The 11,097-nt window shown below is 55.6% G+C and carries 12 protein-coding genes; 4 read left to right on the top strand and 8 right to left on the bottom strand.

Going from position 1 to position 11,097, the window contains the following annotated elements:
* Positions 1 to 144: 144 nt before the first annotated feature.
* The 4 genes from ACSZPU_RS03565 (at position 145) to ACSZPU_RS03550 (ending at position 4,905) form a co-directional block, all read left to right on the top strand.
* Positions 145 to 1,689 carry a PTS transporter subunit EIIC gene (locus ACSZPU_RS03565; protein ID WP_498995565.1) on the top strand — a complete coding sequence of 515 codons (1,545 nt, stop codon included), beginning with the start codon at positions 145 to 147 and terminating at the stop codon, positions 1,687 to 1,689.
* Between the two features lie 12 nt (positions 1,690 to 1,701).
* Entirely contained in the window at positions 1,702 to 3,069 is a 1,368-nt protein-coding gene (locus tag ACSZPU_RS03560) for a 6-phospho-alpha-glucosidase (RefSeq protein ID WP_498995535.1), read from the top strand.
* Between the two features lie 216 nt (positions 3,070 to 3,285).
* A complete protein-coding gene (gene sseA / locus ACSZPU_RS03555) occupies positions 3,286 to 4,131 on the top strand; it encodes a 3-mercaptopyruvate sulfurtransferase (RefSeq protein ID WP_498995533.1) in 846 nt (281 codons plus the stop codon).
* Positions 4,132 to 4,905, top strand: coding sequence for a MurR/RpiR family transcriptional regulator (locus ACSZPU_RS03550; RefSeq protein ID WP_498995530.1), 774 nt, complete (start codon positions 4,132 to 4,134; stop codon positions 4,903 to 4,905).
* 13 nt (positions 4,906 to 4,918) lie between these two features.
* Here the strand turns inward: ACSZPU_RS03550 and sseB are convergent, their stop codons facing one another.
* The 8 genes from sseB to iscU form a co-directional block, all read right to left on the bottom strand.
* Complete coding sequence (gene sseB, locus ACSZPU_RS03545; protein WP_498995528.1) at positions 4,919 to 5,728, bottom strand: enhanced serine sensitivity protein SseB; 810 nt, start codon at positions 5,726 to 5,728, stop codon at positions 4,919 to 4,921.
* A gap of 168 nt (positions 5,729 to 5,896) precedes the next feature.
* A complete protein-coding gene (pepB, locus tag ACSZPU_RS03540) occupies positions 5,897 to 7,186 on the bottom strand; it encodes an aminopeptidase PepB (protein ID WP_498995526.1) in 1,290 nt (429 codons plus the stop codon).
* 60 nt (positions 7,187 to 7,246) lie between these two features.
* Positions 7,247 to 7,447 carry a Fe-S cluster assembly protein IscX gene (gene iscX, locus ACSZPU_RS03535; RefSeq protein ID WP_498995523.1) on the bottom strand — a complete coding sequence of 67 codons (201 nt, stop codon included), beginning with the start codon at positions 7,445 to 7,447 and terminating at the stop codon, positions 7,247 to 7,249.
* A 1-nt stretch (position 7,448) separates the two neighbouring features.
* A complete protein-coding gene (fdx, locus tag ACSZPU_RS03530; RefSeq protein ID WP_498995521.1) occupies positions 7,449 to 7,784 on the bottom strand; it encodes an ISC system 2Fe-2S type ferredoxin in 336 nt (111 codons plus the stop codon).
* 1 nt (position 7,785) lies between these two features.
* A complete protein-coding gene (gene hscA, locus ACSZPU_RS03525) occupies positions 7,786 to 9,636 on the bottom strand; it encodes a Fe-S protein assembly chaperone HscA (protein ID WP_498995519.1) in 1,851 nt (616 codons plus the stop codon).
* A gap of 17 nt (positions 9,637 to 9,653) precedes the next feature.
* Positions 9,654 to 10,169 (bottom strand): co-chaperone HscB, encoded by a 516-nt coding sequence (gene hscB / locus ACSZPU_RS03520; RefSeq protein WP_498995517.1) that lies wholly within the window; start codon positions 10,167 to 10,169, stop codon positions 9,654 to 9,656.
* A 191-nt stretch (positions 10,170 to 10,360) separates the two neighbouring features.
* Entirely contained in the window at positions 10,361 to 10,684 is a 324-nt protein-coding gene (iscA, locus tag ACSZPU_RS03515; protein ID WP_498995514.1) for an iron-sulfur cluster assembly protein IscA, read from the bottom strand.
* Between the two features lie 13 nt (positions 10,685 to 10,697).
* Positions 10,698 to 11,084, bottom strand: a complete 387-nt coding sequence (gene iscU / locus ACSZPU_RS03510) for a Fe-S cluster assembly scaffold IscU (RefSeq protein ID WP_498995513.1) — start codon at positions 11,082 to 11,084, stop codon at positions 10,698 to 10,700.
* Positions 11,085 to 11,097: the final 13 nt, after the last annotated feature.

Genomic DNA, 11,097 nt, shown 5'->3' with positions numbered 1-11,097 from the left:
GCGATCACAGGTCGTAACGTTACATGTTACCTTTTAAGTCATTTGTTTTTAAAACAATAGGATAGATAGCTTATTTTCCCGTGTAGCTGCTAACGTTAGTGCATCTTCACCCTATTTTTCGCGGTTCATATAAGAGAGAACATGATGAGCAGAGCCGTTAACGCCCTACAAAATTTCGGTAAGTCCCTCTTTGGTCCGGTGCTGATTTTGCCGATTGTCGGCCTGTTTATCGCCTTCGGTAATATTTTCGGCAACGGCAACCTGGCAGAATATCTGCCGTTCCTCGGCCACCCGATGATTCAGCATACCGGACAGTTGATTGCTAAATCTGCCGTCTCCGTGCTGGTTAACCTGGCGCTGGTATTCGCAGTGGGTATCCCTGTGGGCCTTGCGGCACGCGATAAAGGCTATGCCGCACTCATTGGTCTGGTGACGTTTATCGTCTTTATCAATGCTATGAATGTCACTTTGCAGATGCAGGGCGGACTGGCGGCGGCAGACCAGATGAAAGCGGCGGGCCAGAGCATGGTGCTGGGCGTACAGGTGCTGGAAATGGGTGTCTTCGCCGGGATCCTCACCGGCGCGCTGTCGGGATATGTGTACAACAAATATTCAGGCGTACAGTTTTCCGGGGCGATGGCTATCTATTCCGGGCACTGCTTTGTCGCCATCATCATGCTGCCCGTCTCCATAGTACTGGGCGTTCTGATGAGCGAGCTGTGGCCTTTCGCCCAGCACGGCATCAGCACACTGGCAACGGCCATTAAAGGTGCCGGGCCGTTTGGCGTGGCGATTTATGGCTTCCTTGAGCGCATCCTCGTGCCCACAGGCCTGCATCACCTGGTTTACACACCGTTTTTATACACCGAACTGGGCGGCACCCAGGAGGTATGCGGCTCCATGTACCAGGGGGCGCGCAATATCTACTTTGCCGAAATGGCCTGTCCGGACGTGAAACAACTCAGCGGCACGGTGGTGTGGGACGCACGTGGCATCAGTAAAATGTTCGGCCTGCCTGCCGCGGCACTCGCCATGTACCTGACCGCGAAGCCCGAACGTAAAGCGGCAGCAAAAGCGATTCTCATCCCCGCCGCGCTCACTTCGATTCTGGTGGGGGTCACCGAACCTCTCGAGTTTTCATTCCTGTTCGTTGCCCCGCTGCTGTTCGTCGTGCATGCGGTACTGACCGGCATCGGCATGATGCTGTTCTACCTGTTTGGCGTCCACGCGATTGGCGCAAACGGCATCATTGATTTCATTCTCTACAACCTGCCGCTGGGCACCGGGAAATCTAACTGGCCGATGTACATCGTGGTCGGGCTGATTATGTTTGCCCTCTATTTCGTGATCTTCCGCTTCCTGATCCTGCGTTTCGACATGAAGACGCCAGGCCGTGAAGAGGCCGAGGAAGAGACGCGTCTGTACAGCAAGCAGGATTACCAGGCCAAAGGTAACAACGACGGGCTGGGCGAGGCGATCATCGAAGGACTGGGTGGCCGCGGCAATATTGAGGTGGTGGACAACTGTTACACCCGTCTGCGCGTCACGGTGAAAGATGTCGCCACCATTGATGAACCGCGCCTGAAAGCGACAGGGGCGAAAGCGGTCGTCAAACAAGGCAATAACATTCAGGTGGTCTACGGGCTGCATGTCAAAAAAATGCGAGAAGCCGTTGAGGCGTTTCTCTAAAGGAGACTAAAGATGTTGAAACCCCCGTTTATTCTCTCTATCGCCGGTGGCGGCAGCACCTATACTCCAGGGATTGTGAAGAGCCTGATGGTACAGCTGGAGAAGTTTCCGCTGGCAGAAATTCGTCTCTACGACATCGACGAAGCCCGGCAGAGCACCATTGCGCCGGTGGTGGAAAAAGTGCTGCGCGACCACAGCCAGAGCATCAAATTTACCGTCACCACCGATCCGGAAGTGGCATTCAGCGGTGCGCATTTTGTCTTCGCCCAGATGCGCGTCGGCCAGTACAAAATGCGTGAGCAGGATGAAAAAATCCCCATGCGCCACGGCGTCGTCGGCCAGGAAACCTGCGGGCCTGGTGGGCTGGCTTACGGCCTGCGCACCATTCTGCCAATGGTGGAGCTGATCGACTATGTCGAGCGCTACGCCGACAAAAAAGCGTGGATTGTGAATTACTCCAACCCGGCGGCGATTGTGGCCGAAGGGGTTCGCCGCCTGCGCCCTGACGCTCGCGTGCTGAATATCTGCGATATGCCGGTAGCGGCGATGCGCAATATGGGTGCCGTGCTGGGTGTCGATCGCCATAAACTGGTGGTAGATTACTTCGGCCTGAACCACTTTGGCTGGTTTACCCGCGTGCTGGTCGATGGCGAAGACAAGCTGCCGCAACTGCGTGAGCATGTCGCCCGCTTTGGCCTGCTGACCGAAGATGCCGCGCAAACCGACCCGCAGCACTCGGATCCCTCATGGGTAAAAACCTGGCGCAATATCAAGCCAATCATGGACCATTTCCCGGATTATCTGCCGAATCCGTATCTGCAGTATTACCTGATGCCTGACGACATTGTTGAACATCAGGATCCGAACTATACCCGCGCTAATGAAGTGATGAACGGGCGCGAGAAAAAGTTGTTTGCAGCGGCGGAAGAGTATAAGCGTACCGGGATTTTGTCGGATGCCTTCCACGTTGGGGTACACGGTGAATTCATTGTCGATGTGGCCCGCTCGCTGGCCTTTGATTTGCGTCAGCGCCATCTGGTTATCGTCGAAAACAAAGGGGCGATTGCCAATCTGCCCTACGATGCCATGGTGGAAGTGCCTGCCTACATCACCGCCGAAGGGGCAGAGCCAGTGCGCATGGGCGCCGTGCCGTTGTTCCATCAAACGTTATTGATGCAACAACTGGCGTCGGAACAGTTGCTGGTTGAAGCGACTATCGAGGGCAGCTATGAAAAAGCCCTGCAGGCCTTTACCCTTAATCGTACCGTGCCAACCATGCAGCACGCCAAAACGATTCTGGATGAGATGATCGAGGCAAACCGTGAGTACTGGCCTGCGCTGCAAAAAGCCTGGGAAAACGGCAAAGTGGTACAAAAATAACGAGATTACTCGCGCCTTTTGCGATGGTTGCTTGTCGGGTCAGGAAAAAACGTTAACAATTCAGAATATACCCTAAATAATTCAAGTTGCAGGCAGGCGGCAAGTGAGAGAATTCCCGGGAGCTTACTGGAGTAAATGACTGGAGTGAACGCGTGTAGCCAACACACCTGTAACCTGAAGTATGACGCGTTTCTTGTTGATGACCCGGAGGCAACCATGTCCACCTCTTTTTTTGTGTCGGCCGACTGGCTGATTGAACACGCCAATGACCCTGAGGTTCAGGTCATTGATGCCCGTATGGCACCTGCAGGCCAGGAACATACCCGTGATATGACCGCCGAATACCGTGCCGGGCACATTCCCGGCGCGGTCTTTTTTGATATCGAAGCCCTTTCTGACCACGCCACCCCGCTGCCGCACATGTTACCGCGCCCGGAAGCCTTTGCCGTTGCCATGCGCGAGCTGGGCGTAAGCCACGACAAACACCTGGTGATCTACGATGAAGGCAACCTCTTCTCTGCCCCGCGTGCCTGGTGGATGCTGCGCAATTTCGGCGTCGAGCAGGTCTCGATTCTGGCGGGTGGGCTGGCGGGTTGGCAGCGCGATGAGTTGCCGCTTGAGCAAGGTGACGCCGACCTGCCGCAGTCCGATTTTGACGCGAAATTCGACCCTTCCGTGGTTAAACGCCTGACCGACGTGCTGCTGGTCAGCCACGAACGTACCGCACAGATTGTGGATGCCCGCCCGGCAGCCCGTTTCAACGCCGAGGCGGATGAGCCCCGTGCGGGCCTGAAACGTGGCCATATTCCCGGCGCACTAAATGTGCCGTGGGGCGATTTGGTGGTGAACGGCGAGCTGAAAACAACGGATGAACTGGACGCCATCTTCAGACGTCAGGACGTTAATCTGCAGGAACCGATTATTGCCAGCTGTGGTTCGGGTGTGACCGCCGCCGTCGTCATCCTGGCGCTGACCACCCTCGGGGCGGAAAACGTAAAACTGTACGATGGTTCCTGGAGTGAATGGGGCGCGCGCGACGACTTGCCGATTGAACCCGCATAAATGGATAACCGTTTAGCTCCCCTTCTGACACGCGGGGAATCCCTCACCCGCGCCGAATACCGGGTACTCGCCCACCTGACGGACCACCCGTTGCTGGTGGGCAATATCACCGTTCGCGATTTGGCGACAGCGACATTTGTCTCGACTGCCACCATCATGCGCCTGTGCCAGAAACTGGGGTTTAGTGGCTATAGCGAGTTTATCTGGCACTGCAAACTGCTTCTGGCCGATACGCCCCATATTCCAGAGCAGGCCGTGGAAAGCAATAACGCCCTGCCCACGCTGTTTCATCAGTTTATGGCGAACTACCAGCAGACATTTCAGTGGGTGACGGAAGAAAAGCGCCAACAGTTCGTCACCCTACTGCGCGAGAAAGAGAGCTTTTTTCTCTATGGCGCCGGGTTCTCATATCTGTTTGCGGAGTATCTGACGAAAAAATTGCAGGTGATGGGTAAGACGGCGTTTATCTCCGGTCCCGGCGACAGCCGCAATATCTTCCTCAGCAACGCGGCGCGTTATCAGGTATTTATCGCCGTATCGCGAAGCGGTGAAACGGAGCAGGTGCTGGATAAAGCACGGATTGCGCAAAATGTCGGCATGACGGTCATCGCGTTTACCCGCGCGTCGGCGAACACGCTGGCAAATCTCGCGGATGTGCATTTTGCGCTCTATGACGAGGCCGTGCACTTTGCCGCCGAAGCGGCCGGAGTGACGTCGTTTGAGTCGAATCTGGTTTTACTGATGGATTTACTGCTACTGGAAGCGACGGGCTAAGCCCGTCGACTCATCAGATAATGCGGTTGTTTTTCAGATCGCGCAGGAAACTGCCCCAGCGGCGCTCGTAGAAAGGAGTGATGTGGGCAATCATAAAATGGCTGACCCCGTGTTCCCCTTTCACCACCTGGCAAATATCCACCGGCTCATCGCCGGGTAAAGTATCCATCGCCACGCTGCCTGCCGCCTCAATCACGCTCTCAATGTCGCCTTCGGCTTCGATACCAATCAGAAAATTCGCCTGGGCGTCATTTTTCTCTTTGATAGAGCACAGGTACGCGCATTTCACATGGTTGATGGTCGAAAACAGTTTGGTCAGTGAATCGATCATCTGTGCGGGTGGTTCTGCCACTTCGGAAAGCAGCAGCGACATGCCGCCTTCCAGCACTTCCTGCTGGCTTAACGGGCTGTCATCTTTGCCAACCAGATGGCTGATTTCACGCGGTGTGAGCTCTTTACCGGTCGGTAATTTCGCATTGAGGAACAGCGTCTCACCGAGCGTCATTTCAAACAACGTACGGGCAGGCATCACCACAAATGCTTGTTCGGTGTCCACCGCCTGTTGCAGAGCTTCAAGAGAGGTGAAAAACGGGATCACCGACTGGCCGTCGTCCTTTTCCCAGTGTTGAATATCCAGCGCGCTGTCTTCAACAATGGCTTTATCTTCTGCTTCTGCGGCAGTGCCCGGCACCCAAACGGTGGATTCCAGCAGTTTGCGGAAAAACGCCGGGCGATAAGCCGGCTCGGTAGCCGCTTTTTCCAGCAGGCTGTCAAGGGTTTTAGGCTCGTGATGATGGTCGTGATCGTGGTCTGAATGGGACATAGATTTTACTGTTCGTGTTGTGCTGTTTGATGCCATCATCCGGCCCTCTCCCACAGGGTGCGGAGAAAAATCACACCGTGCGTTTCGCTCTCCCACCGGGAGAGGGAGAAAATCACACCGTGCGGTTCGCTCGCCCCTTTGGGGAGAGGGTTAGGGTGAGGGGAAAAATTACTTACTGGTCAGCAGATTAGCCAGTGCACGCACGCCAAGGCCCGTCGCACCCGCAGCCCACTGCTCCACCGCCGCTTTACGATAGGTCGCAGAGCAGTCGATATGCAGCCAGCCTTTGTGATAATTTTCCACAAAGTGCGACAGGAAGCCCGCCGCCGTACTTGCCCCTGCCGGGAACGCCGCGCTTGCGGTGTTGTTCAGTTCGGCAAAGTTCGACGGCAACTGATTGCGGTGGAATTCCGCCAGCGGCAGACGCCAGAACGGCTCGTTTTCCGCCGTGGCACTGGCCATCAGACGGTTAGCCAGTTTGTCATCAAAGCTGAACAGCGCATGGTAGTCATTACCCAACGCCGTTTTCGCCGCCCCGGTCAGGGTCGCCGCATCAATGATAAACTGCGGTTTCTGCGCCGAGGCGTTGATCAGACCATCCGCCAGCACCAGACGCCCTTCCGCATCGGTGTTCATCACTTCCACGGTTTTACCGTTGCGGTAGCGAATGATATCACCCAGCTTGAAGGCGTTGCCGCTGATCATGTTGTCAGCACAGCACAGGTAAAGCTTCACGCGCTTGTTCAGGCCGCGCGTAATGGCAAACGCCAGCGCGCCGGTGACCAGCGCTGCGCCGCCCATATCGGATTTCATCGAATCCATAAAGGCGGTCTGCTTGATACTGTAACCACCAGAATCGAAGGTAATGCCTTTACCCACCAGGCAGGCGAAGATCGGCGCTTCCGCATCACCCGTCGGGTTGTAATCCAGTGACAGCAGGACCGGCGGGCGCTCAGAACCACGGCCGACCGTATGGATGCCCATGTAGCCTTTTTCGCGCAGATCTTCACCTTTGGTGATGCGATACGATACGGCCTCGCCTCCCACATCATGCAGCAGATCGATTGCACGCTTCGCCAGCTGTTCCGGCCCCAGATCTTCGGCCGGAGCGTTGATGGTATCGCGAACCCAGTCGATCGTTTTCAGGCGCGCATCCAGCTCTTTCTGCCCGGCGTCATCCAGTTCTGCCCAGTCAATTTTGCGGGTGCCTTTTGGCCCTTTATAACCGGCCCAGAACGCCCAGCTACGGTCCGCATCCCAGCCTTCGCCGCTCAGTGCAACATGTTTAATCCCCATGCCGTCAATTTTGCGCGCGGCGCGCTGAATTAAACCGGTGTCATCTTTACCGGTCAGGTGCAGGGTAATGCCGTCGTTATTAATACTCCAGGCTGCTTTCTCGCCCCAGCGAGCGTCCGCGCCCTGGGTCGTCAGCGTAATTTTCATCGCTTCTGTTGTCATTGTTTTGTCCTTTAGCGCATGGGATATGAAAACGGGCCGCCAGAAGGCAGCCCGTCGATATCAAGATGCTTCATCTAACCAGACTAGCAGAATTGCTTCGAGAATTTTTTCGTTCGATGCGTTCGGATCGTCATCGAAATCTTCCAAATCGCAAATCCACTGGTGCAGATCGGTGAAACGAACAGTCTTCGGATCGAGATCCGGGTTGGCGTCATACAGCGCCTCGCCGATCTCGCGGCTGTCGGTCCATTTCAATGCCATATCAATGCTCCCGAGCGTGGTTAATGGTGTAACGCGGGATCTCCACGACCAGGTCTTCGTCGGTGACGCGCGCCTGACAGCTCAGACGGCTTTCCGGCTCCAGACCCCATGCTTTATCCAGCATGTCGTCTTCGTCTTCGCTGCTTTCCGGCAACGAATCAAACCCTTCACGCACGACACAGTGGCAGGTGGTGCAGGCGCAGGATTTCTCACAGGCGTGCTCAAGCTCAATGCCGCCGCGCAGGGCTACATCAAGAATGGTCTCGCCGCTCTCAGCTTCCAAAACTACGCCATCGGGACAGAAGTCCTGATGAGGCAGAAAAACGATCTTTGGCATGTTAAACCTCGTCGACGGAATGGCCTTTTAACGCGGTGCGCACGGACTTGTCCATGCGGCGCGCGGCGAATTCCTGGGTTTGTTTGTCTAGATTTTTAATGGCTTGTTCTATGGCGTCGGTATCATCGCCTTCGACAACCGCGCTCAACTGCGCGATCCCCTCGTCGATAATCGTCCGCTCTGCGGCGCTTAACAGCGCGGCATCTGTTGCCAGAGCACCGGTTAAACTCTCCAGTACGCGGGCGGCTTCCACTTTCTGTTCGGCCAGCATACGTGCTTTCACGTCCTGCTCAGCGAAGCTCATGGAATCTTTAATCATGGTGGCGATTTCGTTATCGGTCAGACCGTAGGACGGTTTAACCTGAATCGCGGCTTCCACTCCGGTGGATTTTTCCATCGCAGTGACGCTCAGCAGACCATCAGCATCCACCTGGAAGGTGACACGGATATGTGCGCCGCCGGCCGGCATCGCCGGGATACCGCGCAGTGCAAAGCGCGCCAGCGAACGGCAATCCTGCACCAGCTCGCGCTCACCCTGCATCACGTGGATAGACATGGCCGTTTGACCGTCTTTGAAGGTGGTAAACTCCTGCGCACGCGCCACCGGAATGGTGGTATTGCGTGGGATGACTTTTTCCACCAGCCCGCCCATGGTTTCCAGGCCAAGCGACAGTGGAATCACGTCCAGCAGCAGCATGTCGCTGTCCGGCTTGTTACCCACCAGAATATCGGCCTGGATGGCCGCGCCAATGGCAACGACTTTATCCGGGTCGATAGAGGTCAGCGGCGTGCGGCCGAAAAATTCGCCCACGCGCTCGCGCACCAGCGGTACACGGGTGGAACCACCGACCATCACCACTTCCAGCACTTCATCGGCTTCAACGCCCGCATCTTTCAGCGCGCGACGGCAAGAGAGTAAGGTGCGTTTAACCAGCGTCGAGATCAGCTCTTCGAACTGCTCACGGGTCACGGTGCCCTGCCAGCCTGCCACCTCAACGGTGACGGATGCGGCATCGCTCAGTGCAATTTTCGCGGCAATGGCAGCATCCAGAAGTTCACGCTGCAGACGGTTGTCGCCATGCTCTGGCAGGTTCGCCTGCTCGCGAATGAAATCCGCCAGCAGATGGTCAAAATCATCGCCACCCAGCGCAGAATCACCGCCGGTAGCCAGCACTTCAAACACCCCGCGGCTTAAGCGCAGGATGGAGATATCAAAAGTACCGCCGCCCAGGTCGTAAACGGCGATCACGCCCTCTTTGCCAGAATCCAGACCATAGGCAATCGCCGCTGCAGTCGGTTCGTTCAGTAAACGCAGCACGTGCAGCCCGGCCAGACGCGCGGCGTCTTTGGTGCCCTGACGCTGTGCATCATCGAAATAGGCCGGAACGGTGATCACCACGCCGTCCAGCTCGCCGGACAGGGATTCCTGCGCACGCAGCGCAAGGGATTTCAGGATATCGGCAGAGACGCGGATCGGGTTGATAAGACCGGCATTCGTGGCGATCATCGGCAGGCCGTTTTCGCTTGCCTGCAGCTGATAAGGCAGATGCGGGTAGCGTGCCTGAATGTCGCTCAGCGCGCGGCCCATCATACGTTTTACGGAACTGATGGTGTTCACCGGATCCTGCGCGGCGTTGACACGTGCGTCATACCCCACGGTGTGTTCGGCGGCAGCATAGTGCACCACTGAAGGTAACAGATGACGCCCGGCGCTGTCGGCCAGAGTCTCAGCCTGGCCGCTGCGTACGGTAGCAACCAGAGAATTGGTGGTGCCTAAATCGATGCCTGCCGCCAGACGACGCTGATGCGGTGCGGCGCTCAAACCTGGCTCACTAATTTGTAATAAGGCCATCTTGTGCTTCCAAAAAATTAAAAACCGAGCAGTTTTTCTTCGAGTTGTTCTGTTGAGCTTCGCAGTTTATCGAGAAAACGCAGTTTACGCACGGTATCCGCCGCCACATCCCACGTTTCATTATTCAATTGTTCAATCAGTTGCTGATGGCGGGAATCAAACATGCCTTTCACGCGTTTAATAAAGCTTTCCAGATGCGCCTGATCCTGTGCGTGTTCAATCTCATCGAGCTCTTCGCGAAGTTCCAGTTGTTCCATCAGAAACGCGGTATCACGCACCGTGTGCTGTTCACTGGCGAGATCAAACCCGTGCAGAGAAAGAAGATATTCCGCGCGGTTCAATGGGGTACGCAATGTTTGCCACGCCTGATTGATGGTCGCAGACTGCTGCAGGGCAGCGAGCTGTTCAGTCTGGGTTCCGCTGGCGAATTTATCAGGGTGGAACTGGCGTTGGAGATCCTGGTAGCGGGAGGTCAGCGCCTGAATGTCGACTTGATATTGGGGGGATAACCCAAAGAGAGTGAAGTAATCCATAACGAGTCCTGCTGTAACAAGCCCCACACACAGCATGACTCTTCATCCTTCGTACTGCCTCGGCGTTGGCTGCGGTCAGAATCCCCAGTCACATAGCTATCTATGCTCCTGGGGATTTTTCACTTGCCACCTTGACTCAGCACGAATGATTTTGAGTCTTCTCTATGGTGGGGCTTATCGGTAACACGCGATTAAACGTTGAAGCTTTCGCCGCAACCGCACTCATCTTTCACGTTCGGGTTAGTAAACTTAAACCCTTCGTTCAGGCCTTCTTTGACGAAGTCCAGTTCGGTGCCATCGAGGAATTGCAGGCTCTTGCCGTCGATAACGACCTTCACACCTTTATCTTCGAACACGGTATCTTCTGATTCCGGTTGGTCGACGAATTCCAGTACGTAGGCCATGCCAGAACAACCAGAGGTTCTGACCCCCAGACGCAGGCCAAACCCTTTACCGCGGTTGGCCAGAAAGTTATTCACTCGCGCTGCAGCACTGTCGCTCAGGGTAATCGACATACAATGCCCTCAATTATTTTGCTTCACGTTTGCTTTTGTAGTCCGCAATGGCGGCCTTAATCGCATCTTCTGCCAGGATAGAGCAGTGGATTTTTACCGGTGGCAATTCCAGCTCTTCGGCGATGTCAGTGTTTTTAATTGCCTGCGCTTCATCCAGGGATTTGCCTTTTACCCACTCGGTGACGAGTGAGCTGGATGCGATTGCAGAACCGCAGCCGTAGGTCTTGAAGCGTGCGTCTTCAATGATACCGTCATTGTTGACTTTAATCTGCAACTTCATCACGTCGCCACAGGCCGGTGCACCCACCATGCCGCTTCCAACGCTCTCGTCGCTGTTGTCGAAAGAACCCACGTTACGCGGATTCTCATAATGATCGATTACTTTTTCGCTGTAAGCCATTTTCTATTCTCCT

Source organism: Phytobacter sp. V69 (genome assembly GCF_965644215.1).
Lineage (GTDB): Bacteria > Pseudomonadota > Gammaproteobacteria > Enterobacterales > Enterobacteriaceae > Phytobacter.
This window is presented reverse-complemented; position numbering and strand designations above follow the sequence as displayed.

Excerpts from the sequence above, each read along its gene's own strand:
- ACSZPU_RS03565 (WP_498995565.1), top strand. The coding sequence starts at position 145 with ATGAGCAGAGCCGTTAACGCCCTACAAAATTTCGGTAAGTCCCTCTTT.
- iscU (WP_498995513.1), bottom strand. The coding sequence starts at position 11,084 with ATGGCTTACAGCGAAAAAGTAATCGATCATTATGAGAATCCGCGTAAC.
- fdx (WP_498995521.1), bottom strand. The coding sequence starts at position 7,784 with ATGCCAAAGATCGTTTTTCTGCCTCATCAGGACTTCTGTCCCGATGGC.
- ACSZPU_RS03560 (WP_498995535.1), top strand. The coding sequence starts at position 1,702 with ATGTTGAAACCCCCGTTTATTCTCTCTATCGCCGGTGGCGGCAGCACC.
- ACSZPU_RS03550 (WP_498995530.1), top strand. The coding sequence starts at position 4,132 with ATGGATAACCGTTTAGCTCCCCTTCTGACACGCGGGGAATCCCTCACC.
- hscA (WP_498995519.1), bottom strand. The coding sequence starts at position 9,636 with ATGGCCTTATTACAAATTAGTGAGCCAGGTTTGAGCGCCGCACCGCAT.
- pepB (WP_498995526.1), bottom strand. The coding sequence starts at position 7,186 with ATGACAACAGAAGCGATGAAAATTACGCTGACGACCCAGGGCGCGGAC.
- iscX (WP_498995523.1), bottom strand. The coding sequence starts at position 7,447 with ATGGCATTGAAATGGACCGACAGCCGCGAGATCGGCGAGGCGCTGTAT.
- hscB (WP_498995517.1), bottom strand. The coding sequence starts at position 10,169 with ATGGATTACTTCACTCTCTTTGGGTTATCCCCCCAATATCAAGTCGAC.
- sseA (WP_498995533.1), top strand. The coding sequence starts at position 3,286 with ATGTCCACCTCTTTTTTTGTGTCGGCCGACTGGCTGATTGAACACGCC.
- iscA (WP_498995514.1), bottom strand. The coding sequence starts at position 10,684 with ATGTCGATTACCCTGAGCGACAGTGCTGCAGCGCGAGTGAATAACTTT.
- sseB (WP_498995528.1), bottom strand. The coding sequence starts at position 5,728 with ATGTCCCATTCAGACCACGATCACGACCATCATCACGAGCCTAAAACC.